The sequence below is a fragment of the Streptomyces sp. NBC_00178 genome, from assembly GCF_036206005.1.
In the GTDB taxonomy this organism is placed as follows: domain Bacteria; phylum Actinomycetota; class Actinomycetes; order Streptomycetales; family Streptomycetaceae; genus Streptomyces.
This window is the reverse complement of the sequence record NZ_CP108143.1, coordinates 6,270,416-6,294,305: the sequence shown is the minus strand read 5'-3', so window position 1 is coordinate 6,294,305 and position 23,890 is coordinate 6,270,416. Positions and strand designations below refer to the sequence as shown.

The following is a 23,890-nucleotide window of genomic DNA, read 5'->3' as shown; positions in this document are numbered from 1 at the left end:
TCAGCTCTCCTTCCGCCGGCGGCGTGCGGTGGGCTGGGTGACGCGGTCCAGCATGAGTCCGAGGCAGACGATGGCGGCGCCCGCGACGAGACCGGTGGCGAGGTCGCCCTGCGCCAGGCCGAACACGACGTCGTAGCCCAGCGCACCGGAGCCGACGAGTCCGCCGATGATGACGACGGCGAGGACCAGGACGACGCCCTGGTTCACGGCCAGCAGCAACGCGGGCCTGGCCAGCGGGATCTGCACCTGCCGGAGCTGCTGGCCACTGGTGGCGCCGAGCGAGCGGGCGCACTCCATCGCCGCGGGGTCGACGCCCCGCAGTCCCTGGGTGGTGATGCGGACGACGGCGGGCAGCGCGTAGACGACCGCGGCGGCCGCGGCGGGGGCGCGGCCGACTCCGAAGAGGGCGACGACCGGGATGAGGTAGACGAACTGCGGCATCGTCTGGAAGACGTCCAGGACGGGCCGCAGCAGCCGTTCGAAGCGCCGGCTGCGTGCGGCGCCGACGGCGATGGCGAAGCCCAGGACCAGGGTGACCGCGACGGCGGCGATGACCTGGCTGAGGGTGTCCATCGACTGGTCCCACACGCCGAGGACGCCGATGGCGGCCATGGCCAGTACGGCGGTGAGCGCGGTGCGCCAGGTCCCGATGGTCCAGGCGAGCGCGGCGACGATCAGGAGTACGGACCACCACGGCAGCCCCTGCAGCCCGCCGCGCAGCGGGTTGAGGATCCAGCTGGTGAAGTGCGCGGCCCAGTCGGCGGTTCCGCCGATGACGGGCACGCCGGTGTAGAGGTGGTCGACCATCCAGTCCTTCGCCGTGTTGACGGGCCCGGCGATGGCGACGACACCGCCGTCGGGCCAGATCCGGCCCCCGGTGAAGCGGCCCGCGACGGCCACGACGGCGGCCGCCAGGGCGGCGATCCCCCAGCCGCGCGCCCCTCGCAGGGCGGCGGGGCCCGTGGGCTCCGCACCGATCCGCCGGCCGGCCGCCTCCGTCGTGCGGTCCAGCACGACGGCCAGCAGCACGATGGGGATGCCCGCGGCGAGCGCGGCGCCGACGTCGACCGAGGACAGTGCCTGGTAGACCCTGTCGCCGAGGCCGCCGGCACCGATGACGGAGGCGATGACGGCCATGGAGAGCGCCATCATGATGGTCTGGTTGAGCCCCAGAAGGAGCTCCTTGCGCGCGAGGGGCAGCCGGGCGGTCAGCAGGCGCTGCCGGCCGGTCGCGCCGAGCGAGGCCACGGCCTCCATGACGCCGGCGTCGGCGCCGCGCAGCCCGAGCGCGGTGAGCCGGGCCATGGGAGGAGCGGCGTAGACGACGGTCGCGAGGACCGCGCCGGGCACGCCGATGCCGAAGACCAGCACGACGGGCAGCAGGTAGGCGAAGGCGGGCAGCACCTGCATGGTGTCCAGCACGGGGCGCAGGACGCGGAACGTACGGTCCGAGAGCCCTCCCGCCAGCCCGAGGACCAGGCCCAGTACCACGGAGGCCAGCACCGCGACGATCATCAGGGCCAGGGTCTGCATGGCCGGCACCCACATGCCGAGCACTCCGCAGACGAGGAAGGACACCCCGGCGGTCAGCGCGAGACGCCATCCGGCCACGCGCCACGCGACGAGCGCGGCGACGGCGGTGACGCCCGCCCAGCCGAGGGCGAGCAGCGTCAGGTAGACACCGCGCACCGACAGGACGACGGCGTTGCTGATGTGGCCGAAGAAGTAGAGGAACAGCGGGTGGCTGTCACGGTTGCCGATGATCCAGTCGTTGACCTCGCCCAGGGGCCCGGTGAGGTCGACGGTGAGGGCGCCGGGCCAGACACCGCCGCCCCAGCGGGCGTGCACGACGGGGACCGCGACGGCGGCGACCACCATGAGCAGGAGGATCTTCCCGAGCGCCGGCCGGCCGCGCAGGGCGGCGAGCGGGCCGCCGCCCGGCGGGCCGGCGGCGGTGCGTGTGGTCGCTTGTGCGGTGGCCATCAGACGGTCACCTCACGGGCTCCCGTGCCCGCGACGACGTCGAGCAGGCAGGCGTGGTCGACGACCCCGAGCAGCCTGCCGTCCTCCATCACCCGGGCGACGGAGCCGCCCGAGCGCGAGACGGCCTCGATGGCCTCGGAGACGGTGGCGCCCGGCCGTACGGCCGGACCGCCGTCCGCGTCCCCGGCGGCCGGCGGGCGCATGGCGGTGGCGACGGTGAGGACCTGCTCGCGCGGCACGTCACGGACGAACTCGCGTACGTAGTCGTCGGCGGGCGAGCCGACGATCTCCTCGGGGGTCCCGATCTGGACGATGCCGCCGTCCCGCATCAGCGCGATGCGGGTGCCCAGCCGGAGCGCCTCGCCGAGGTCGTGGGTGATGAAGACCATGGTGCGGCCCTCCTCGCGGTGCAGCCGGACGACCTCGTCCTGCATCTCGCGGCGGATCAGAGGGTCGAGGGCGCTGAACGGCTCGTCGAAGAGCAGCACGGACGGGTCGACGGCGAGGGCCCTGGCGAGCCCGACGCGCTGCTGCTGACCACCGGACAACTGGGCCGGGCGGCGGTCCTCCAGCCCGGCGAGACCGACCTTCTCCACCAGTTCGGCGGCCTTGGCGCGCCGCTCCGGCTTGCCGAGACCCTGGATCTCCAGGCCGTAGGCGACGTTGTCGAGGACGGTGCGGTGCGGCAGCAGACCGAAGTGCTGGAACACCATCGCGGCGCGGTGGCGGCGCAGTTCGCGCAGCCGGGTGGTGTCCATGGCGAGGACGTCCTCACCGTCGATGGCGAGGGTGCCGCTGGTGGGCTCGACGAGACGGGTGAGACAGCGCACGAGCGTGGACTTGCCGGAGCCCGACAGGCCCATGACGACGAAGACCTCGCCCTTCTGCACGTCGAAGGAGACGTCGCGCACGGCGGCGGTGCAGCCGGTGCGCTCGCGCAGTTCGGCGGGCGGCAGGGCGGCGTACTCGCTGCCGGGGATGCGGTCGGCCTTGGGGCCGAAGACCTTCCAGAGGTTCTTGACGCCGAACACCGGGGTGCCGGCTCCGGTGGACGCAGGGGTACTGGCTTCGGTCATCGGACATCGCCTCCGGTGGTCGGGGTCGCACGGAGCAGTTCGGCGCACTTCTCGCCCACCATCAGCACGCCGATCATGGGGTTCACGGCGGGCATGGTCGGGAAGACGGACGCGTCGGCGATCCGGATGCCCTCCAGCCCCTGGATCCGCAGCTGCGGGTCGACGACGGCGGCCGGGTCGCCCACGGCCCCCATGCGGCAGGTGCCCGCCGGGTGGTAGACGGTGTGCGCGACCTTGCGGGCGTACTCGCTGATGTCCTCGTCGGACGTCACCTCGGGCCCCGGGCACACCTCGCGCTTCAGCCAGTGGGCGAGCGGCTCGGTCTTCGCTATCTCGCGGGCGAGCTTGATCCCGTCGACGAGGGTGCGGCCGTCGTGGTCGTCCTCGTCGGTGAAGTAGCGGAAGTCCAGGGCGGGCTTCACCTCGGGGTCGGCGCTGGTGAGGTAGAGGCGGCCGCGGCTGCGCGGCTTGGGGATGTTCGGGGTCATCGACACACCGTGCTCGGGCCTCTCGTAGCCGAGGCGCTCCGGGTTGTCGGTGAAGGGGATCTGGTAGAAGTGGAACATCAGGTCGGGGCCCCGGGACGCGGGGTCGCGCCGCACGAAGAGGCCCGCGTCGGAGTCCATCGCGGAGTTCTCCGGAATGGGGCCGTCCGTCTCCCACACGATGACCGACTCGGGGTGGTCGAGCAGGTTCTCGCCGACGCCCGGCGCGTCGTGGACGACGGGGATCCCGAGCCCGGCCAGGTCCTTCGCCGGACCGACACCGGAGTGCATGAGCAGCCGGGGCGTGTCGACCGCCCCCGCGCAGACGATGACCTCGCGCGTGGCGCGCAGCAGGTGCTCCTCGCCGTCCTTGGTGCGTATGTGCACCCCGGTGGCGCGGTTGCCGTCGAACTCCAGGCGGTACGCCCAGGTCTCCAGCAGGATCGAGAGGTTGGGGCGGTCGCCGGCCTCGATGTGCGGGTGGAGGTAGGCGACGGACGCGGAGGAGCGCTTGTTGTTCTCCGGGTGGTACGCCAGGTCGAAGAAGCCCGCACCCTCGTGGAACGGCTGCCGGTTGAAGCCCTCCACCCGCGGGACGCCGGCCGCCGCCTGGGCCGCGTCGACGAAGTCGCGGGCGATGGCGTTCCGGTCCTTCTCGTCCACGGGCACGATGTTGTTGCGCAGCCGGTCGAAGTAGGGGTCCATGGACGCCGCGTCCCAGCCCTCGGCGCCGGACTCGGCCCACTCGTCCCAGTCGCCGGGCAGCGGCTTGAAGCTGATCAGCGTGTTGTGCGAGGAGCAGCCTCCCAGGACCCGGGCCCTGCTGTGCCGGATGTGGGAGTTGCCGCGTGGCTGCTCGGTGGTGGGGTAGTCGTAGTCGAGGTCCCCGCCGAGCAGGCCGAGCCAGCGGCGGAGCGTGAGGACGTCCTCGCGGTCGATGTCCGTCGGCCCGCCCTCGATCACGGTGACGGTGACGCCGGGGTCCTCGGTCAGCCGGGAGGCGATGACCGATCCTGCGGTGCCTCCTCCGACGATCACGTAGTCGACGGGTCCGGGGCGTGCGGTGCTGGGGGACGGTGGCATCGGTTGCTCCTTCTGCAAGGTGCTGACGCGTGCGTGGTGCTGCGAACAGCCGGGCGGGTGGGGGGAGATGCGTTCGGGCCGAAGGCCGGCGGGGGCCACGCGCGGGCCTGCCACGTCGTGGCCTGCCGGGCGGGGGCGGTGCGCTCAGCCGGCGAACCAGCGCTGGGGGCGCGGGTTGAGGTTCTGGTAGATGTGCTTGGCCTCGCGGTACTCGGCGAGTCCGGTGGGGCCGAGTTCGCGGCCGGTGCCGGACTTGCCGAATCCGCCCCACTCGGCCTGCGGGAGGTAGGGGTGGTAGTCGTTGATCCAGACGGTGCCGTGCCGCAGCCGGCCGGCGACGCGCCGGGCGCGGCCCGCGTCGGTGGTCCAGACGGCGCCGGCGAGACCGTAGTCGGTGTCGTTCGCCAGAGTGATGGCTTCTTCCTCGGTACGGAAGGTCTCGACGGTGAGGATCGGGCCGAAGGTCTCCTCACGGACCACCCTCATCCCGCGGTGGCAGCCGTCCAGGACCGTCGGACGGTAGAAGTAGCCGCCGGCGGGCCGGATGTCCGAGGGTTCCGGGCGCGCACCGCCGGAACGGACGACCGCACCCTCCTCACGGGCGGACGCCACGTAGGCCTCCACCTTGGCGAGTTGCTGCGCGGAGACCAGCGGGCCGCACTCGACGCCCTCCACGGTGCCCCGGCCCAGCCGGATCGCGTCGGCGCGACGGGCGAGTTCGGTGACGAAGCGGTCCCGGACGGACTCCTCGATGATCAGCCGGGCACCGGCGGAGCAGACCTGGCCGCTGTGGAAGAACGCGGCGTTGAGCGCCTGGTCGACCGCGGTGTCGAAGCCGCTCTCGGTGGCGCAGGCGTCGGCGAAGACGACGTTGGGGTTCTTGCCGCCCAGCTCCAGCGCGACCTTCTTGACGGTGGGCGCGGCCGCTTGCGCCACCTTCGTACCGCTGGCGAGACCGCCGGTGAAGGAGACCATGTCGACGTCCGGGTGCTCGGACAGCCTGGCGCCGACGGGGTCGCCCGCGCCGGTGACGAGGTTGGCGGCCCCGGCGGGGAGCCCGGCCTCCGCGAGCAGCCGGATCAGGTGGACGGTGGAGAGCGGGGTCACCTCGCTGGGCTTGAGCACGAACGTGTTGCCGGCGGCGAGGGCCGGGGCGATCTTCCAGCTGGCCTGGAGCAGCGGGTAGTTCCACGGGGCGATCAGGGCGCAGACGCCGACCGGTTCGTGCACGACGACGCTGTGCACATCGGGGTCGCCCGCGTCGACGACCCTGCCGCCGCTCTCGTTCATGACGAGGTCGGCGAAGTAGCGGAAGGCGTTGGTCACGTCGTCGACGTCGACGCGGCCCTCCTCCAGGGTCTTGCCCGTGTCACGGCTCTCGGTGATCGCGATCTCCTCGCGGTCCCGCTGGAGGAGGTCCGCGACACGGCGCAGGAGTCCGGCCCGCTCGGCCACGGGCCGGTGGGGCCAGGGGCCGTCGTCGAAGGCGCGGCGCGCGGCTGCCACCGCGGCGTCGGTGTCATCGGCGCCGCCCTCGGAGACGAGGGTCAGGACGGTGGCGTCGGCGGGGTCCAGGATCTCGCGCGTGGCGCCGGAGACGGCGGCGCGCCAGGTTCCGTCGATGTGGATGGTCTCCGGTGCCGCCGCCGGACTGGCCGACGAGAGGTGAGCCGACATGTAGCGATCTGCCTTCCGTGCCTGAGTTGCTCCGCACCGGTCCGGCCGAGCACTGTTCCGCGCCGGTGGACCGGGATGGGGGCCACACCAGCAGCCCGGACACCTCTCCGGTCCGGCGGAATGTATGCCGAGAAATTCACCCTGGGTGATGTGACTCACTGCCGACACCCCCCGCCGACGGGGTACCCGGGCCCCGCACAGGACCCTTCGGTACCCGCGTGGGGCGGCGCCCCGCGGACGTACACACGGGAGCACTCTCCGTGAAGGCCTGGCGGGCCGGCGTCACGTGGGGCCCGGGCACCCGTCGCGCGTCGGGGTCGGGACCCGCGACGTGTTCACCGGAGAGCGGCGGGGCCCGTACGCCTGGCTCGGCGACGTGGTGGCGGGGCGGGTGTCGCGTCGGACCGGGGCGGGGCCCGTGCTCGCGCGGGCCGTCAGGACGGGATCCAGCAGTTCGACCACGTCCTCCTCGCGTCCCGCGAGTTCGGCCATCACCTGCTCCACCGCGCGGCGCCCCATCTCCTGAGCCGGAATGGCGACGGCGGTGAGGCGCACCGACGCCTGTGTGGCCACCTGATCGGGGCAGACCCCCACCACGGAGACGTCCTCAGGCACCGCCCGCCCCTGCTGCTGGAGGAGGTTGAGCAGGGGCTCGACGGCCGCCTCGTTCTGGACGATGAACCCGGTCGTGTCCGGCCGCTCGTCGAAGATCCGCGCGAGGGTGCCCGCCGTCGCCGCGTAGCCGCCCTCGCAGGGCCGGTGCAGGATGCGGGTGCCCGTCTCGCGGGCCCGCGCCCGAATGCCGTCCACGGTGCGCTCGGCGAAGCCGGTGTGGCGCTCGTAGACGGCGGGGGCCTCCCCGATCACCGCGACCTCGCGGTGGCCGAGGCCCGCGAGGTGGTCCACACAGAGCGCTCCCGTGGCCTCGAAGTCCAGGTCGACGCAGGTCAGCCCCGAGGCGTCGGCGGGCAGCCCGATGAGGACCGCGGTCCGGCCCGATTCGCGGAGCAGCGGCAGCCGTTCGTCCCGCAGCTCGACGTCCATGAGGATCATCGCGTCGGCCAGGGAACTCCCCGCGATGCGCCGGACGGCCGCGGGGCCCTCCTCCCCGGTGAGGAGCAGGACGTCGTAGCCGTGCCGGCGTGCACCTGTGGCGACGGCCATGGCGATCTCCATCATGACCGGCACGTACATGTCGGTGCGCAGCGGCACCATCAGCGCGATGATGTTGGACCTGCTGCTGGCGAGTGCCCGCGCGCCGGCGTTGGGGTGGTAGCCCAACTGCTGGATGCTGTCCCGCACGCGCTCCCGGGTGGCGGCGGAGATCGGCCGTTTCCCGCTGAGGACATAGCTCACCGTGCTCGCCGAGACTCCGGCGTGCTGGGCGACCTCGGCAAGCGTGACCATGCGGCTTCTCCCCCGGCAGACGGCGAGCGCAACGGGGGCCGGTGAGCGCCTCTGCAGGTCTCGATCGCTCGCCTCGCACCCGGTCCGGTCACCTCGCGAGATGGCCGGGCCGCCCCGGAGGACGGCTTTCGCCGCCTCACAGTGACTCAGGACGCCGAAGGTGTCCAGCCCGTCCCGCGTCGGTTCGCCGCCATGAGCCGAAGCTTCCGGCCGGAAGGAGGCCGGGCCCCGCACGCGAGGACTCGCACGATGCGGCGGTGCCGCGCTGGGCGGCCCTTCCGCGCGGCCAGGTGTCCGTGCGGCCTCACCCGGCCAGGTGAGGCCGCACGGACACCCCTTGGTCGCCGCCACGGCCCGGAAGGTTGCCGGGTCGCGACGTCGTGTTCGGCAAAAGCGTCCGTCCGGCGCCGCCACGTCGTCGGCGGGGCACGGCGGCCCGTCACCCGTGCAGCAGGACCGGGAAGGCCTCCACGTCGTTCTGCGTCATCACCGGAAGCCTGCGGATCTCGTCGTCCCGGATCGCGAGTCGCAGCCCGGGGAAACGCCCGAACAGCGCGGGCAGCGCGATCCCGGCCTCCACCCGGGACAGCGCGGCGCCGGGGCAGATGTGGGGACCGTGGCCGAAGGTCATGTGCCGTATCGGCATCGGCCTGGTGATGTCGAAGGTGCCGGCGCCGTCCCCGTGGTGGGCGGTGTCGCGTCCGATGGCACGGTAGGAGATCACCACTCCCTCCCCCCTGGCTATCACCTGCTCGCCGAGCTGTATGTCCTCGGTGGCGAAACGCATCAGCAGGTGCGTGGTGGGCGTGTCCCAGCGCAGCGTCTCCTCGATCACCGCCTCCCACGCGACCTCGCCGTCCAGCACCATCCTCAGCTGGTCGGGGTGGGCGAGGAGGGCGCGTACGGCGTTGAGCACGAGCCCGATCGTCGTCTCGTGCCCTGCGGCCACCATGGCCTTGAGGTTCCCGACGACCTCCTCCTCGGTGAGCGGCTCGCCTCCCTCGTCGGCGAGGATCAGCGCGCTGGTGAGGTCGTCGGTGGGGTGCGCGGTCTTCTCCCGCACCAATTCGGTGTAGAAGTCGTCGAGTTCGGCGAGCAGGGCGAGACGCTCCTCGTGCGGGGTGAGCATCGAGAAGAACGCCTTGTACTGCCGGGTCAGCATGGGGTGCAGCGCCTCGTCCACGCCCATCAGGAGACCGACCACGCGCATCGGGAGCGGCTGGGCGAACACGGCCTTGAGGTCGACGGCTCCGTGAGCGCCCTGTTCCGCGAGTACGTCCAGGAGTTCGTCGGTGAACTTCTCGATGGCGGGCCGGACGGCCTCCAGCCGGCGCGGGGTGAGCGCCTGCGAGGTCTTCGTGCGCAGGCGCCGGTGCTCCTCCCCGTCCACAGTGAACATGGAACGCCCCGCGTCGATCATGCCGATCAGCGGCCAGGCGTGGGTGACCTCGCCGCTCTGCCAGAGACCCCACGCGTCCAGATCCTTCACCAGCCGGGGGTCGACCAGGAGGCGCCTGGCTTCGGCGTACCGGGTGACGGTCCAGGCGGGCACCCCGAGCAGCTCGATCCGGGCGAGCGGGGCGGCCTCGCGCAGCCGCTCGGTCTCGCCGTCGAGGTCCCGGACCAGGGGGTCGATGGCCACCGTCTCGTACGGGCATGTCACAGCGGGGCTCCTGTCGAGTGTGCGGCGGCTGGGGAGAAACGAACGGGGAGCGCGTCCGTCCCACGCACGAACACGGACGGCCTGCGGACGAGATCCTGTGGTGGGACCGCCGGTTCGAGATCGGGAAGCCGGTCGAGGAGCACCTCGATCCCGGTACGGGCGATGGTCTCCGCGATCTCCTGGGCGGGGAACGGGCAGCGGTACTCGCCGTGACCGAACGCCAGGTGCGAACCGTTGCCCGCATGGTGACCGGCCCCGCCGGAGCCGAGGTCCTGGCGTATCAGCGGGTCGGTGTTGGCTGCGCCCAGGCCGAGCAGGAGCATGTCCCCCTCGCGGATGTCCCGCCCGCCGAGCCGGGTGTCGCGGACCGCCCACCGCCCGGCGAGGATCTGGGTGGGGCTCTCCTCCCACAGGACCTCGTTCATCGCGTCGCCGATACCGCGCCGCCCCCCGGCGAGGGACTGGGCGAACCGGTCCTCGGTGAGCATCAGCCGCAGCGAGTTGCTGATCCAGTCGGCCGTGGTGAGGTGGCCGGCCGCGGTGACGGCCATCAGGTCGAGCGCGTACTCCTCGTCGGTGAAGGGCTCCGGGTGGGCGAGCATCCGGGACGTGATGTCGTCACCGGGCAGGATCCGCTTGACCGCGACCAGCCGTCGCATGAAGTCGCCGAAGCGGCTGTACGCCTCCTGGGCCCGAGGACCGCCGTCGGCGACGTCCTTCAGGGCGCGCGCGATGGCCGCCGCCTCCGCGTCCGGGAAGCCGACGAGGCGGGAGAGCACCATCACGGGGAGGGGCTCGGCGAACTCGCCGACGAGATCCGCCGTGCCCCGGGCGCACACGGAGTCCACGAGCCGGTCGGCCAGCCGCTCGCAGTGGCCGCGGATCTCGAACGGATCGACGGCTTCCAGCGCGGGCACCACCATCGCGGAGTGGCGCCGGTGCTCGGCGCCCGCGGTGAAGCGGATGGACGGCACGGGGCGGCCGATCATGGGAAGCAGGGGCCAGTCCTCGGGCACGTGCTCCCACTGGTTCCACAGGCCGGCGTCCCTCGGGAAGAGCTCGCCGTCACTGGCCACCTGATGGAGCTCGTGGTATCCGACGACCAGCCAGGCCGGGAGACCGCCGGGGAGCTCGACGGGCACGACGGGCCCGTGCGAGTGGCGCACGCTCCGGTACAGAGCCTGCGGTTCGATGTCGAACCCGGTTCCGCCGAGGGGAACGGGGGCGGTCGCGGCGTGCGCGGGGCAGCCTCCGGCGGACGCGGGCACGCCGGATAAGAGCGGGTTCGTCATCGTACGGACTCCTCGAAGACGGCATCGCGCGTTGGGGGCCAGACGATCAACGCGGCACCACTATAGGGAGTTTGCGTGAGGCCATGGGCACGGATCGTGACATCGACCGGGCGTGGACGTTCACAACGTCGACCACGCGCTCGGAAAGCTTGGTGCCGCACGCCTACGCGAGTCCCCCACGCACCGCCCGCCCGCGACGCCGTGATCCGGCAGATTCCGCAAACGCCCAGGAGCGCAGGCGCCCCTGACTTGACTTGTGTCCATGACCTCGAAGCCCCTTCCCCCCTCACCGCGACGGGCACCTGCTGGTGCGGCTGCAGCACCAGGGTCGGAACCGGATCCTTCTCCGCTCCAGGCCACGACAAGGTGGCCGAAGCCGCTCTCCTGGCAGCTGAATACGGGGCCTCAGTGGCCCAGTTGCTGCACGGGCACGGCTACGGGCCCGGCCACTCCGTCACCACCCGGGCGGTCACGGTCGGCGCATGGGCCGAGTGCCCCTCGTGCACATACGTCGGCGCTCCGGCCAGCATCCGCAACCACGGCCGGAAGGCGCATCCCGGCGCGTCCGCCGAGACCGAGTCGTGAGCGGCGACGCCCCCTGACGCCGCGCAACGCAACGCCGATAGGCCGCTCCACGGGCCGGACGGCCCTGCGCACCACGTCGGCCGGGAACTACGAGCGGGGCGATGACCGGTGGAGGATCGCCGCACGCGGGCCACACGGCCCCGGCCCCGGCCCCGGCCCCGACAAGGGAATGCCCGGACGAGCGGTCCGCCCCGCCCGGACCCTGAGGCCCACCACCGCCGCACACGCACTCACTCCGGCCTGGGCCGCGCACGCAGAAGTTCCATCTGGGCCTGACTGAGGTCGCGCGCCCGGCGCACATGGCGGGTGATGACGTCGAGTTCGTCGTCGGAGTGCCCTTCGAGCAGCACCCGCCGGCCGGCGCCGAGGTCGTCCCACACGGCGGCGACCCGGGCCCCTGGACAGTGATCGCCCCCGCGGCTTTCATGGACAACTACGCCACCGGATGGACCCTCGACGGCCTGCGCGAGGGCACCTTCGCATGGCCCATGCCCGCTGACCGCCCCCTGGCCCTCATCGCCGCACAGGACATCGGCGCGTTCGCCGCACTGGTCCTCGACCGCAGGGAGGAATTCAACGGCCGCCGCATCGACCTGGCCTCCGACGAACTCACCCCGGCACAGATCGCGCAGACTCTCGCCTCGGCCACCGGCCGCCCGACCTCGCACCACGAGGTCCCACTGGCGTACGTACGCAAGCACTCGGCCGATCTGGCCGCCATGTTCGCGTACTTCGCCGGCTCCGGACTCGATGTCGACGTCGCCGGGCTGCGCCGCGACTACCCGGAGGTCGGCTGGCACCGCTTCGGCGACTGGGCGGCCGACCAGAACTGGCCGGTGCTGCTGGGAGCCGACCCGGCCCATCGACCGTCGCACTGACCTGCGGGGATGCCGGCATCCGGGTCCCTGTGGCGAAACTGCGGCGTGAGCGCCGATGACTGATGAAGTGTCAGAACCGGTTCACCTCAGGGACCGTGGCAGCTGGTGCAGAATAGGGGCGGGACACGGAGGGCCGGGCCTGCGGTCCCGTTCGCGAGTGGGGGAAGTGTGTCGCGCTGGAAGGTACTGCCCGCAGACCTGCATCCACACGTCCACCAACTGATCGTGCGACTGCGCAGGCTGAAGGACCACAACGAACTGAGCACACGGCAACTGGCCGCGAAGACCGGGTACAGCGCGAAGTCGTGGCAGCGGTATCTGAACGGCAGGTCTCTGCCGCCCCGGGAAGCCGTCGAGGTGCTGGCCCGCCTCGAGGGTGACGATCCGGCCCGGCTGCTGGTCATGCACGAGATCGCCGCCCAACGCTGGGCGGAGGGAGGGGTGGTCACCGCCGGCACCCCCGAGGACCGGTCCGCGGCACCGGAACCCGCCCCCACGGCGCGGCATCCGCACCGGCGCCACCTGCGCGCCGCGGTCACGGCGGGTGCCGTGGTCACGGCGCTGTCCGTGTCGGCGGCACTCCTGCTGGCCGTGCGGCTCACCGAGGCCCGTGCCGAGCTCGCGCACGACCGCGGCGATGCCGTCGCGACGGCCCCGGCCACCGTGTCGGCGTCCCTGGTGCCGGTCATCTACACCTGTCGGCCGGCGCAGCGGGACGGCCGCTGGCACGCGAGCCTGAGCCCGGCAACGGACGTCCTCCTGTCCAACACCCAGGTGGGGCTCGAAGTCGCCGAGGCGCAGTGCCTGCTGCGCCGGTCGGGTGCCGCACCAGGTGAGATCGACGGCATCTTCGGTCCGAAGACGCGGCGAGCGGTCGAGTACCTGCAGAAGCGGAACGGGCTGATCGTCAACGGAGTCATCGACCCGCCCACCTGGCGGGCCTTACGGAAGGCGACGCCCAAGTGACCGCGGAACACACCCGGCTGTTCGCGGCGCTGCGGGAGCTGCGGGCCGGTGCGGGGCTGAGTCTGGCGGCGCTGGGGGAGCGAACGCCGTACAGCAAGTCCTCGTGGGAGCGATACCTCAACGGCAAGGCCCTGCCTCCTCGTCAGGCCGTACGTGAGCTGTGCCGGCTCGCGAACGAGCCGGACGGGCGGCTGCTGGCCCTGTGGGAGATCACCGAGTCGCACTGGAGCGGACGCGCGGTGGCCCCCGCCCCCGCCTCTCCCTCGGACAAGTCGTCTCGGCCGGATCCTCAGGAGCCGCCCCCACCCACCGGGACCGGGCGGCGGCTCGGCGGGGGCAGGATCCTGACGGTGCTGGCGGTCGCGTACACCGTGATCGTCGGTGGTGTCGCCGTCCTGCTGTTTCTCCTGCTGCCGGACTCGGATGCCCGGGAGACCGGGCCGCGACCGGTGTCCGTGCCGTTCTCCCTCGCTCCCCAGTGCCACGGCGCCGCATGCGAGGGCCGGGATCCGATGCGCCTGATCTGCGGCATCGGCCCCGACACCCTCGCCTCGCACCGCACGGCCACCGGCGCCCACATCGAGCTGCGCCACAGCAAGAAGTGCGGTGCGAGCTGGGCCCGGGCCTGGGGGACCGAGATCGGCGACCGGGTGGACGTCACGGCGGGGGGCCCGACCCACAGCGTGCTCATCAGGACCAAGGACGACGCCGCCGACTTCGTCTATACCGAGATGACCGAAGTGCGTGCCGGGAGCACCGTCCGGGTCTGCTTCCGGCCGGCGCCGGCCGACGGCGAACGGGAGTGCGTCGAGGCCCGCGTCGGCGAGACCACCACCACGGCCCGGCCGCGGTGACCTCGGTAGCGTCGAGCCCTTGGGAACGCGCCGGTGCGTTGCGGTCACCGGTGCGGGCGAGGGCGCCCGCCCGCTTCCGAGGGCCGTCACCGCGGCCGGGACGGACCGGTGCGCGTGCGTGAAGGTGCGGCTCCGCGGGCGGCCCCCGTGACGGCCGGCCCACCGTTCCGCGCCATCGCGTCGCACCGACACCATCTTGTGAAGGTTCGCTTCGCGATGTTCGGGTCTGCCGGGCGGGGCTTGCGAGCGCTTCTCGGCCGCCGGTAACTAAGTGGGTCATGAACCTCTTCAGCCGCAGCTCCTTGCTCCGACGTCCGGAGACCACCGTCGAGGAGCCGTCCGCCGGACTCGCGGCCGCCGGTGGGGCCGTCCTGCCGGATCCCGCCCTTGCGGCGCTGACCGGAGAGTGGATGATCGACCCGGCGCACAGCAGGATCGGCTTCTCGGTACGGCATGCCATGGTGACCACGGTCCGCGGCTCCTTCCCGCAGTACGAGAGCCGCCTCTACTTCGACGGGCGCGACCCGGCCCGCTCATTCGCCCGCATCTCGGTGTCGACGGCGAGTGTCGACACGGGTGTCGAGCAGCGCGACGCACATCTGACGGGCCGTGACTTCCTGGATTCCGCACGGCACCCCCGCATGACCTTCGCCAGCAGCGCCGTGCAGCTCATCGGCAAGGACGTCTACCGTATGACCGGCGAGCTGACGATCAGGAGCACGAGCCGTCCCGTGGTCCTGGACCTCACCTACATCGTACGTCACCGACCCGTTCGGCTACGAGCGCGTCGGGTTCGACGGGACGACCACCATCAACCGGTCCGACTGGGGTCTGACGTACAACGCCAGGCTGGCGGAGGGCGGCGCGATGGTGAGCGAGAGGCTCCGGCTGCAGTTCGACATCGCCGCGATTCGCACCCCGTCGCCCGCCTGACCGGCCCGGGCCGGGCGGGCGCGCGCTCGGACCGGGGGCTCCCTGGACGCACCGGCGCCCGCGTGAGGGCGAAGCATCCGGCGAACCGCCGGCTGCCTTCCACGCGCGGTTGGGCGGCGCTACCCCCGCCGGACCGCGCCCATCCCCGGTAGACCGCCTATCCCCCGTAGACCGCCTGTGCCTCCGTCAGCGTGTCCACGAAGTCGCGCGCGAACCCGCCCGCCTCGGCCGGTGCCAGGGTCGCTGTCGTGACGCGCACCGCGGGCGGGGAGGCGATGCGGAAGCGTGCACCGGCCGCGATCCACCAGCCCCTGCTGCGCAGGCCGTTGACGACGGCGGACTCGTCCCCGACCGGCACCCATACGTTGAGTCCGCTCCCTCCGTGGGACGCGATGCCGCGCTCCCCCAGGGCCGAGACGAGCGCTTCGCGGCGCGTCGTGTACGTACGCGACGCGCCGGCCACCAGGCGGGCCACGGCCGGGTCGGTCAGCAGGCCGGCGACGGTCGCCTGGAGGATGTGGCTGACCCACCCCGAGGTGAGCAGCATCCGTCCGTCGTGACGTGCGAGGGTCGCGGGATCGCAGGCCAGCGCGGCCCAGCGCAGGTCGATGCCGAGGTGTTTGGAGACGGTGCGCACCTGCGCCCAGCGGGACAGGCCGCCGGAGGCGAGGGTCACCGCGGCGGCGCCTGAGATCTCCGCGTTGTGGTCGTCCTCCACGACCAGCACCTCGGGGAAGTCCCGCAGGACTGTGAGCAGTTCGTCCCTTCGTTCCGGTGTGAAGCGCGCGCCGAGCGGGCTCTGTCCGCGCGGGCTGCACACCACGGCTCGGGCGCCCCCGCGCAGGGCGCCGCGCAGGGCCTCCGGACGGATGCCGTCGTCGTCGACCGCGACCGGCAGCATGCGCAGCCCGAGTGCCGGGACCAGGTCCAGGAGATGATGGAAGCCGGGATCCTCTACGGCCACCGCGTCCCCGGGTCTGAGTTCGGTGGTGAGCAGCCGGGAAATGCAGTCCAGCGCACCGTGTGCGAACGTCACCGAGCCGCTGGGGACGTCGTCACGCGCGAACCAGGCGCGGGCGGCGTCCTCGAGTGCCGGAAGCCTGGGGGCGGCGCGGTGCGATCCCGGTACGGGGGCGACGCGCGCCGGCGGGGACAGCACCGGAAGGCAGGCGGGGTCGGGGTGCCCGCCCGCCAGGTCTCGCAGGCCGGACGGCACGCGGGGCGGTCTGCGCGAGGTGACGGCGGGGGCCGCTGCGACCACCGTGCCGCCGCGGCCGAGGGTCACCACGACGCCCCGCCCGCGAAGCTCCTTGTACGCCGCCGCGACCGTGCCGGCGCCGACGCCCAGCTCCCCGGCGAGGCGCCGCACCGGAGGCAGCGAGGCCCCCGGCCGGAGTGTGCCGTCGGCGACCCGGCTCTCGACCGAGGCGGAAATCTCTCTGGCCGTTCCGCCCGTGATCCCATATTGTTCTGCCACAGATAGCAGTTTGTACCGATACAAAGTGCGTGTCAAGGGGGATCAGATGGAACCGACGCCGAGCCGCGTCCCGGCAGTCAGGCGCTTCTCCGTGCCGGGCGGCCGCGACGGACGGCGGATGCTCGTGGTCGCCGTCATCGACAAGGTGGGGACGGGCCTGTGGAGCGGGGCGTCGACGCTCTACTTCATCTACGTCGCCCATCTGTCGGTCTCTCAGATCGGCGTCCTCATGGGCCTGTCCGGGATTCTCGGAATCGCCGGACCTCCTCTCGCCGGGCGTCTCGCGGACCGTTTCCCGGTCACCCGCATCCTCGTCGCCGCCCAACTGGCGCGCGGGGCAGCTCTGCTGGCGCTCCTGGCGACGAACGAGTATGCGCTGCTGGTGCTGTTCTCGGCACTGGGCGCCCTTCCCGACCGGGCGTCGAGCGTCCTGACCAAGCTGTTCGCGGCTCGTGTCGCCGGGCCGCAGCGCATCCGTTACCAGGCGATCCAGCGCACGGCGGTGAACATCGGCTGGGCCGTCGGCGCCACCGGTGCCGCCATCGCGCTCACCGTGGGCACCACCACCGCCTACCAGGCGCTCCTGCTCGCCAATGTGGCGTCGTACCTCGTCATCGGCGTACTGACCCTCCGGTGCGCGGAACCACCGGCACCCAGCCGTGTCGTCGCCGAGTCCGGTGTCGCCGCGGCGCCCGTCGGGAAGGCGACCCCCTGGCGGGACCGGCGCTACCTCTCGTTCACCGCCACCGAGGTCTGGCTGTTCCTGGACGACAGCATCCTCCAGGTCGGGTTCCCCCTGTGGATCGTCCACGCCACCGAGGCTCCCGTAGGGCTGGCGCCGCTGGTGCTCGTCCTCAACAGCGTGCTGGTGATCGCGCTCCAGGTGCCGTTGTCCCGTTTCGGGGAGGACCGTGCCGCCGCCCGCCGTCTGCTTCTCCCGGTCGGGGCGGCCTTCCTGACGGGTGGGGTGGCGCTGGCGGCGTCCGCCGCCGGCGGGCCGTGGTTCGCGACGGCTGCGGTCCTCGTCGCCGCCGCCGCCTTCTCGATGGCGGAGATCCTGCACGCGCTGGCGTCCTGGGAACTCTCGATCGTCCTCGCTCCCGGGGAGGCCCAGGGCGCCTACCTCGGCGTGCACGGCCTGGCCCAGTCCGCGCAGCGGAGCCTGGGCCCTGTGGTCGTCGGGATCGCGGTGAGTACGGGAGCCCTCGCGTGGCCGGTCCTGGGGGCCACGCTGGTGGGGGCCTGCCTGGTGCAGCGCCATCTGGTCCGCCCCCGTCGCCCGTCCGTGCCCGCCGAGTTCCCGGAGACCGGCACGACCCCGGCCTCCGGGGCGGCTACGGGTGCAACGGGGACGGCCGGGACCACGGACGACGGCGGGACCACCGGCCCCCGGCCTACGGGGAGTCGCACCCCCGCCGCATCGCCGCCTCCGCGTGCGCCCGGAAGGTGAGGGGCGGCCGCCCCGTCACCCGGTGGACCGTATCCGTCACCCGGTCCTCCGCCCCCTCCGCGATGGCCAGGTCCAAGCTAGCCAGCACGCCCGCGAACGCGCGCGGGATCCCGTCGGCCGTCAGGCGGTCGCACATCTGCTCGTACGTGAGGCGGCGATGCACGGCGGGCCGCCCCGTGACCTCGCGCAGGACGGCCGCGATCTCGTCGTAACTCAGCGCCTGGGGCCCGGTGATCACGAGGTCGGCACCGGGGGCCGTGGGGGCGGTGAGAGATCGCACGGCGACGGCGGCGATGTCGTCGGCGTCGACGAACGCGACCCGTCCGCCGGCGGTCGCGCTCGCCACGACGCCCTCCGCGCGGAGACTGTCCGCGTGCGTGTGCCGCCCGGTGAAGTTCTGCATGAACCAGGAAGGCCGGAGCACGGCCCACTCCTCGAACAGCCCGCCGGCCAGCGCCTCGTGCACCTGCCCCACGCCCGGTCCCCCCGCCGGGATGGCCGAGGAGCTCAGGAGGACCACGCGCCGCACACCGGAGGACCGGGCCCGCTCCAGGAAGGGCAGCATGACGTCCCCGGGATCCGGGTCGCCGACGGGCGGGACGAGATAGGCGCGGTCGGCGCCGTGCAGGGCGGCGGCGTGGGTGTCCGCGTCGTACCAGTCGAAGCGGACGGCCCGCGCACCGCCTTCCGGGCCGGGTGTGCGGGTGGCCAGGGTGAGCGCGTGCCCCTGCTCGGCGAGCATGCGGGCGACGCGGCTTCCGGTGGTGCCCGTCGCCCCGGTGACCAGCGCGTGGTCGCGCGCGTCCCCGCTCATACGGCATCGAAGAAGACGGCGTCGGACAGGGACCCGGGGATCGCCAGCGGGTTCCAGTAGTCGCGGTAACGGGTGATCAGTCCGCCTTCGACGGTGACCACGGCGACGTACGGCATCTCGTACGCGGCCCCGGTGGCCACGATGCGGCCCACTCCGCGCCATTCGGCCACGACGGTGCCCGGCTCGCGCAGTTCGTGGATGCGCAGCCCCACGACCTCGCGGAGGTCGATGGCGTCGGGGTATCCGCGCATGTACGCCGCGACGGCGTCCTTCCCGTCCAGCCTCGCCGGAAACCCTGCCGGTGCGTACGGAAACTCGAAGACCGCCTCGTCGGCGATCAGGGCGGTCCAGCCGTCGATGTCCTTGTCCAGCAGAAGCCCGAGACTGCGGCGGTACAGCTCGGCCGGTCCCTGTGCGTCACTCATCCGAATCACCCCTAAGATGTGGACTGTAAGTCCGTTTACTCGGAACACCATACGGACCGTCAGTCCGTTTAACAACCGGAGGGGTCATGCCCGAGCGCAAGGAGCGCGCCGACGCCGTGCGCAACCGCGAGGCCGTACTCGCGGCAGCCGATGCCCTCTTCGCGCGGAGCGACAGCCCCCGCGGGGTGTCGATGGACGACGTGGCGGCGGCTGCCGGAGTGGGCAAGGGCACGCTCTTCCGCCGGTTCGGCGACCGCACCGGTCTCGTCCAGGCCTTGTACGAGTCCCGGATCCAGCCGCTGCGCGAGGCGGTGGAGTCGGGCCCCGCCCCCCTCGGGCCCTCCGCGCGACCCGAGGAGCGGGTGCCCGCCCTGCTCGACGCGGTCCTGCGCTTCAAGCTGGACAACCGCCACCTGGCCCTGGCCCTGGAGGAGACCGGCAGCGGCAGTCCCTACGAGGCCGGGCACTACACGTGGTGGCACCGCACCCTCGGGGACGCCCTCCGGCAGATCCCCTCGGCCCCAGCCGGTGACTTCACGGCCCACGCGCTGCTGGCCGCGACCCGCGCCGACCTGGTGGAACACCTGGCGGGCGCACAGCACATGACGGAGGACCGGATGAGGGCGGATCTCGCCGCCCATGTGGCCAAGGTGGTGGGCGGGCAGGACTGAGGGCGGGGTCCCGGTCCGCGAGCGGATCGGGACCGCACCCGCGACGGCAACGGCAACGGCGGCCCCGTCAGGGCCGGCCGGTGGCGGCCCTCAGCCCGGGGAAATACGTGGGCATCCGCCGCGCGGACGTCCGAGAATGGGCGCCATGACGCCCCTTCACGCCAATCCGCTCTTCACGCGCCTCGCCTCCGCGGAGCGGATCCTCGTCGCCGGCGCGGGCGGTGGCTTCGACATCTACTCCGGCCTGCCCCTTGCCCTGTCGCTCATGCACCAGGGCAAGGAGGTCCATCTGGCGAACCTCTCCTTCACCGCGCTGGGAGGCCTCCCCCTCGACGACTGGGCCGCCCCCGACCTGGCGGTCGTCAGCCCCGAATCGGCCCTGCACCAGACGTACTTCCCGGAACGGACGCTGGCCCAGTGGCTGCGGCTGCACGGATATCCGTCCACCGTGTACGCGCTCCAGCCCGGCGGGGTCCAGCCGCTGCGCAGTGCCTACCGCGCGCTGATCGAGCGCCACGACATCGACGCGGTGGTGCTCGCCGACGGCGGCACGGACATCCTGATGCGCGGCGACGAAGCCGGTCTGGGCACCCCCGAGGAGGACCTCACCAGTGTCGCGGCGCTCGCGGCGCTGGACGGCGTCCCGATCCGGCTGGTGGTGTCCGTCGGCTTCGGCATAGACGCCTACCACGGCGTGAACCACGCGCAGGTGCTGGAGAACATCTCCGCCCTGGAACGCGACGGTGCGTATCTCGGAGCGTTCTCGATACCGCGTGCCACCCGCGAGGGAGCGCTGTATCTCGACGCGGTGGCCCACGCCCAGCACCACACACCCGACCACCCCAGCATCGTGAACGGGTCGATCGCCGCAGCCGTGCGGGGTTCGTTCGGCGACGTACGGTTCACGGAGCGGACCCGCGACAGCGAGCTGTTCGTGAACCCGCTCATGTCCCTGTACTTCGCCTTCGACCTGCCCGGCCTGGCTGCCCGCTGCCTGTACCTCGACCGCATCGAGGACACACACCTGCTGCGCCAGGTCGCTTCCCGGATCGCCGACTTCCGCGACACCCTGGTGACCCGACCGCCCCGCCGGATCCCGCACTAGTCGCACCGGCCCGCGGGCGGGGACGCGCGTGCGCACACCGCCACTCACGTCGCGCTCCGCTCGCTCGCCTCCTTGAGGTCCTGGTCCACCGCGCGTTCGAACGCGGGATCCGGTACGCCGTCCCCGGTTCCCGGGCGGCCGGCGCGGAGGAGTTCCCGCCAGCGCTCCGGGCTCCAGTCGGCGGGGGCGGTGGTGCTCATGAAGTCCTCGACCAGGGTCCGGAAGCGGACGGGGTCGCTGTGGAAGGGGAAGTGGCCCGCGCCCTCGAAGATCTCCAGGCGGCTCCCGGGCATCGCCGCGTGGGCGCCCCGGGCGTGGTGCACGGGTACGACGCTGTCGCGCGAGCCCCACAGCAGCAGGGTGGGCATGCCCTCGGTGAGGTAGCAGCGGTCCAGCATCGTGACGGCCTGCCCCCGCCAGTCGACCACCGCGCGCAGGGTGCTGATGAAGGCGCTGCGCGAGGTGCCGTCGGGAAGGGCGTCGACGAGGTCGATCAGCTCGGAGGCGTCCTGGCCCAGGTCGGTGTCGAGGAGCTTGACGAGCCGCGTGAAGAGGCCGACCTGCTGTCGCATGCCGGGCAGGCGCAGCAGGGACAGCATCAGGTCGGCCCCGGGGAGGGACACGGCCCGCAGAGCCGGGTTCACCTCGCGTCCCACACCGCCCGCGCTGACCAGGATCAGGCGGTCGGTACGCTCGGGGTACTGGTAGGCGAACTGCATGGCCACACCGCCGCCCAGGGAATGGCCGACGAGGGTCGCGCGCTCGATGCCGAGGACGCCCAGCAGATCCCTGATGCCGTTGGCGTAGGCGGCCACCGAGTAGTCCGCGCGGGGTTTGTCGGAGGCTCCGTGGCCGAGGAGGTCCGGGGCGATCACGGTGTGGTGCCGGGCCAGTTCGGGGATCACGTCGGCCCAGGTCGCGGAGGAGTCTCCGATGCCGTGGATGAGCAGGATGACGGGCCCCTCGCCCGCCATCCGGTAGGCACGGCGGTAGCCGTGGATGACGCGGTGGGACATCGCCACACCGGGGTCGGCCTGTGGTCCACCTGGTGCGCCGGTCACGGCACCGCCTCCGTCCGCTGTTCCGACGATTCCCGGGCGAGCGTAGGAAGCTCCCGCGCCGGGCGGATTACGGGGACGTTTCAGGCGGCACCCGGATGGATCCGGGGCGGCCCTCCACCGTCCGGGTATTCGTAGCACGCGCGCATCGGCCGCAGCGGCCGACGCGCGTGCACGACCGCCCGGCCGGTGATTCCCGGGCCCGGAGACCACACTCTCGTCACGAGCCCCTCGGGCTCCGCCCGGCCTCGGTGGCCGCGCAGCGCACCGTGGAGCCGCCGTCGAGGCGCTCGCCGGTCAGCGCGGTCGCCGGGCCAGGTCCGTCCTGTCCGCCGCGACCGCCGGCAGGACCACGTAACCCCGGTAGGCGGAGACGCTGTTGCCCGGGGGCAGGAGAACGGCCCGCCGGCCGCCGGCCCACGGCGGGGGTGCCGCGCCGGGGGCCACGAGCAACGCCGTCGGTACGTGCAGGGCGGTCTTCCGCAGTGCGGCCGGGGTGGTGCTCGCGTCGTGGCCCGCCGTCTGCCGCGACGCGCAGCCCGCGTAGTAGGCGATCGGCACGGCATCGGTCCCGCTGATCACGCACGGCGGCCTCACCCCCGAGCGGTTCAGGGCCCCGGCGATCGCGGTGAAGCGTGCGGTCGTGGCGTGACTGACGCGCACCACGTGGCTCACCACGAGGAGCTGCGCCGTGAGGTGGGCTGCCAGGACCAGGGTGAGCAGGGCGGCCCCACCTGGCCGGCGGGCGTTCGACGCGCGCGCGAAGAGGTGGACCAGGCACTCGGCCAGCGGCACGGACAGCAGGGCGTACGCGGGGAGCAGGAAGCGGGGAGCGGCGTAGCCGACGAGGAAGAGATACGGCAGGGCCACGGAGAGTCCCGTCCCCGCGGCGAGCAGCGCCACGGTGCCGCGGCCCGGGCGCCGGGCCGCCACGACCCCGCCGATGACGAGCAGGGGCAGGAGTGTCAGCCACAGCGCCGTCCCCGGACTCTCCCACCCGATGTCGCAGGGGCGGCACAGGGTACGTCCGGCGAGCGCCCGCAGATGGTCGTCCACGGCCATGTTCCAGCCGAGACCGCCCTGGATCTCACCCGCCCGGTGAAGCCGTGCGCCGAGACCTCCGAAACGGGTGTACGCCTCGGCGGTCCACGGGGCGCACCCCGCGATCAGCCCGGCCACGAGCGCCGCGCGGACACCCGGGCGGCGTCTGCCGGGAGACACGGAGACGGCAAGAACCAGCGGCAGCGCCAGCCAGAATCCGTCGGCGGGCCTCATGAGGGCGACGAGCGCCACCGCGGCCCCCGCGCCCACCGCCTCCCTGCGGCCCGTGCCGTCGGGCACCGGCCTGGCGACCCAGCCGGTCGCGGCCAGGGCTCCGAGGGCGCACCAGGGATTGGGCATGGCGGCCGAGCCGTAGAACAGGGTCGGCCACAGCCCGGCGAAGAACGCCCCCGCGCAGACGAGGACCGGCGTGGGCAGCACCTTGCGCCAGACGTAGAGGGCACCCACCAGCGCCGCCGCGGACAGCAGGGCGAGGTAGATCCTCAGCACGGCGGTGGAAGCGGTCAGCGCGGCGACCGGGGAGACGAGGTAGGAGATCCCCCGGGCGCGGGGTGCGCTGAAGAACGCGGGTGGGGCGTTTCCCCCGGCCTGGCTCACGTAGACGGTCTCGTCCCAGCCCAGGCCCGAACCCGGTACGACGACGACCAGTTGCAGGACGAGGAAGGCCAGCCCCAGGGCTGTGAGCCACGGCAGCGGACCGGCCGGCCGGGTGTGCGGCGCGGTGACGGCCTGCTCCGGTGCCGTCGTCCGCACCCGGGTCACATGCATGGCTCTCCTCGCGGGGCCGAAGATCAGGGGCGGGTGGCGGCCGATCACCGGCCCGTCCACGCGGGGCCGACGCGACCACGCCCGCTCCACCCCGTCCCGGGGCGGCCCGCCACTTGTCAACGAGAGGGAGTGCGGCGGGACACGGACGGGCGTACGCCGCGGGGCGCGCCCCGGTCCC

18 protein-coding genes and 2 pseudogenes are annotated in these 23,890 nt (G+C 72.9%); 8 read left to right on the top strand and 12 right to left on the bottom strand.

All coding sequences use genetic code 11. From position 1 onward, the window contains the following. The 7 genes and pseudogenes from OHT61_RS27495 to OHT61_RS27465 form a co-directional block, all read right to left on the bottom strand. Complete coding sequence (locus OHT61_RS27495) at positions 1 to 1,983, bottom strand: ABC transporter permease (RefSeq protein WP_329041900.1); 1,983 nt, start codon at positions 1,981 to 1,983, stop codon at positions 1 to 3. Then, positions 1,983 to 3,059, bottom strand: coding sequence for a quaternary amine ABC transporter ATP-binding protein (locus tag OHT61_RS27490; protein WP_329041899.1), 1,077 nt, complete (start codon positions 3,057 to 3,059; stop codon positions 1,983 to 1,985). The genes OHT61_RS27495 and OHT61_RS27490 overlap by 1 nt, the downstream gene beginning before the upstream one ends. Further along, a complete protein-coding gene (locus tag OHT61_RS27485) occupies positions 3,056 to 4,627 on the bottom strand; it encodes a GMC family oxidoreductase (protein ID WP_329041898.1) in 1,572 nt (523 codons plus the stop codon). The genes OHT61_RS27490 and OHT61_RS27485 overlap by 4 nt, the downstream gene beginning before the upstream one ends. A 144-nt stretch (positions 4,628 to 4,771) precedes the next feature. Next, on the bottom strand, positions 4,772 to 6,304 hold the full coding sequence (locus OHT61_RS27480; protein WP_329041896.1) for an aldehyde dehydrogenase family protein: 1,533 nt from the start codon (positions 6,302 to 6,304) through the stop codon (positions 4,772 to 4,774). A 402-nt stretch (positions 6,305 to 6,706) separates the two neighbouring features. After that, positions 6,707 to 7,711, bottom strand: a pseudogene (locus OHT61_RS27475) (LacI family DNA-binding transcriptional regulator); the annotation flags it as partial. Between the two features lie 439 nt (positions 7,712 to 8,150). Next, positions 8,151 to 9,374 carry a cytochrome P450 family protein gene (locus tag OHT61_RS27470; RefSeq protein ID WP_329041894.1) on the bottom strand — a complete coding sequence of 408 codons (1,224 nt, stop codon included), beginning with the start codon at positions 9,372 to 9,374 and terminating at the stop codon, positions 8,151 to 8,153. Continuing rightward, complete coding sequence (locus OHT61_RS27465) at positions 9,371 to 10,666, bottom strand: cytochrome P450 (RefSeq protein ID WP_329041893.1); 1,296 nt, start codon at positions 10,664 to 10,666, stop codon at positions 9,371 to 9,373. Before OHT61_RS27465 ends, OHT61_RS27470 begins: the two co-directional genes overlap by 4 nt. Positions 10,667 to 11,074: 408 nt before the next feature. Here OHT61_RS27465 and OHT61_RS27460 point away from each other — a divergent pair, with 408 nt between their 5' ends. From OHT61_RS27460 to OHT61_RS27440, 5 genes and pseudogenes are all read left to right on the top strand, one after another. After that, entirely contained in the window at positions 11,075 to 11,251 is a 177-nt protein-coding gene (locus OHT61_RS27460; protein ID WP_329041891.1) for a hypothetical protein, read from the top strand. Between the two features lie 299 nt (positions 11,252 to 11,550). Then, entirely contained in the window at positions 11,551 to 12,129 is a 579-nt protein-coding gene (locus OHT61_RS27455; RefSeq protein WP_329041890.1) for an NmrA family NAD(P)-binding protein, read from the top strand. Between the two features lie 168 nt (positions 12,130 to 12,297). Then, complete coding sequence (locus tag OHT61_RS27450; RefSeq protein ID WP_329041889.1) at positions 12,298 to 13,095, top strand: peptidoglycan-binding protein; 798 nt, start codon at positions 12,298 to 12,300, stop codon at positions 13,093 to 13,095. Beyond that, positions 13,092 to 13,949 carry a helix-turn-helix domain-containing protein gene (locus OHT61_RS27445; protein ID WP_329041887.1) on the top strand — a complete coding sequence of 286 codons (858 nt, stop codon included), beginning with the start codon at positions 13,092 to 13,094 and terminating at the stop codon, positions 13,947 to 13,949. Before OHT61_RS27450 ends, OHT61_RS27445 begins: the two co-directional genes overlap by 4 nt. 278 nt (positions 13,950 to 14,227) lie before the next feature. Continuing rightward, positions 14,228 to 14,882 (top strand): annotated as a pseudogene (locus tag OHT61_RS27440) (YceI family protein). A gap of 157 nt (positions 14,883 to 15,039) precedes the next feature. Here OHT61_RS27440 and OHT61_RS27435 read toward each other — a convergent pair. Then, on the bottom strand, positions 15,040 to 16,359 hold the full coding sequence (locus OHT61_RS27435) for an aminotransferase class I/II-fold pyridoxal phosphate-dependent enzyme (protein ID WP_329041885.1): 1,320 nt from the start codon (positions 16,357 to 16,359) through the stop codon (positions 15,040 to 15,042). A 46-nt stretch (positions 16,360 to 16,405) separates the two neighbouring features. Here OHT61_RS27435 and OHT61_RS27430 point away from each other — a divergent pair, with 46 nt between their 5' ends. Continuing rightward, the gene (locus tag OHT61_RS27430) at positions 16,406 to 17,809 is read left to right on the top strand and encodes an MFS transporter (RefSeq protein ID WP_329041884.1); all 1,404 of its coding nucleotides are present in this window, start codon (positions 16,406 to 16,408) and stop codon (positions 17,807 to 17,809) included. On the opposite strand, the gene OHT61_RS27425 is transcribed toward OHT61_RS27430, so the two are convergent. Next, positions 17,754 to 18,623, bottom strand: a complete 870-nt coding sequence (locus OHT61_RS27425) for an NAD(P)H-binding protein (protein ID WP_329041883.1) — start codon at positions 18,621 to 18,623, stop codon at positions 17,754 to 17,756. The two genes, OHT61_RS27430 and OHT61_RS27425, sit on opposite strands and share 56 nt — an antisense overlap. Continuing rightward, on the bottom strand, positions 18,620 to 19,048 hold the full coding sequence (locus tag OHT61_RS27420) for a nuclear transport factor 2 family protein (protein ID WP_329041882.1): 429 nt from the start codon (positions 19,046 to 19,048) through the stop codon (positions 18,620 to 18,622). The genes OHT61_RS27425 and OHT61_RS27420 overlap by 4 nt, the downstream gene beginning before the upstream one ends. An 86-nt stretch (positions 19,049 to 19,134) precedes the next feature. Between OHT61_RS27420 and OHT61_RS27415 the strand changes: the two genes are divergently transcribed. Beyond that, positions 19,135 to 19,719, top strand: a complete 585-nt coding sequence (locus OHT61_RS27415) for a TetR/AcrR family transcriptional regulator (RefSeq protein WP_329041880.1) — start codon at positions 19,135 to 19,137, stop codon at positions 19,717 to 19,719. A 145-nt stretch (positions 19,720 to 19,864) separates the two neighbouring features. Beyond that, positions 19,865 to 20,824 (top strand): DUF1152 domain-containing protein, encoded by a 960-nt coding sequence (locus OHT61_RS27410; RefSeq protein ID WP_329041879.1) that lies wholly within the window; start codon positions 19,865 to 19,867, stop codon positions 20,822 to 20,824. 44 nt (positions 20,825 to 20,868) lie between these two features. On the opposite strand, the gene OHT61_RS27405 is transcribed toward OHT61_RS27410, so the two are convergent. Both OHT61_RS27405 and OHT61_RS27400 read right to left on the bottom strand, forming a co-directional pair. Beyond that, positions 20,869 to 21,840: an alpha/beta fold hydrolase gene (locus OHT61_RS27405; RefSeq protein WP_329043401.1), complete on the bottom strand. Its 972-nt coding sequence runs from the start codon at positions 21,838 to 21,840 to the stop codon at positions 20,869 to 20,871. 339 nt (positions 21,841 to 22,179) lie between these two features. Further along, positions 22,180 to 23,712, bottom strand: a complete 1,533-nt coding sequence (locus OHT61_RS27400) for a hypothetical protein (protein ID WP_329041878.1) — start codon at positions 23,710 to 23,712, stop codon at positions 22,180 to 22,182. Between the last annotated feature and the right edge of the window lie 178 nt (positions 23,713 to 23,890).

Coding starts and splice junctions, on each gene's coding strand:
- OHT61_RS27465 (WP_329041893.1), bottom strand. CDS start 10,666: ATGACGAACCCGCTCTTATCCGGCGTGCCCGCGTCCGCCGGAGGCTGC.
- OHT61_RS27425 (WP_329041883.1), bottom strand. CDS start 18,623: ATGAGCGGGGACGCGCGCGACCACGCGCTGGTCACCGGGGCGACGGGC.
- OHT61_RS27420 (WP_329041882.1), bottom strand. CDS start 19,048: ATGAGTGACGCACAGGGACCGGCCGAGCTGTACCGCCGCAGTCTCGGG.
- OHT61_RS27415 (WP_329041880.1), top strand. CDS start 19,135: ATGCCCGAGCGCAAGGAGCGCGCCGACGCCGTGCGCAACCGCGAGGCC.
- OHT61_RS27405 (WP_329043401.1), bottom strand. CDS start 21,840: ATGTCCCACCGCGTCATCCACGGCTACCGCCGTGCCTACCGGATGGCG.
- OHT61_RS27485 (WP_329041898.1), bottom strand. CDS start 4,627: ATGCCACCGTCCCCCAGCACCGCACGCCCCGGACCCGTCGACTACGTG.
- OHT61_RS27495 (WP_329041900.1), bottom strand. CDS start 1,983: ATGGCCACCGCACAAGCGACCACACGCACCGCCGCCGGCCCGCCGGGC.
- OHT61_RS27400 (WP_329041878.1), bottom strand. CDS start 23,712: ATGCATGTGACCCGGGTGCGGACGACGGCACCGGAGCAGGCCGTCACC.
- OHT61_RS27490 (WP_329041899.1), bottom strand. CDS start 3,059: ATGACCGAAGCCAGTACCCCTGCGTCCACCGGAGCCGGCACCCCGGTG.
- OHT61_RS27480 (WP_329041896.1), bottom strand. CDS start 6,304: ATGTCGGCTCACCTCTCGTCGGCCAGTCCGGCGGCGGCACCGGAGACC.
- OHT61_RS27430 (WP_329041884.1), top strand. CDS start 16,406: ATGGAACCGACGCCGAGCCGCGTCCCGGCAGTCAGGCGCTTCTCCGTG.
- OHT61_RS27455 (WP_329041890.1), top strand. CDS start 11,551: ATGGCGGGTGATGACGTCGAGTTCGTCGTCGGAGTGCCCTTCGAGCAG.
- OHT61_RS27410 (WP_329041879.1), top strand. CDS start 19,865: ATGACGCCCCTTCACGCCAATCCGCTCTTCACGCGCCTCGCCTCCGCG.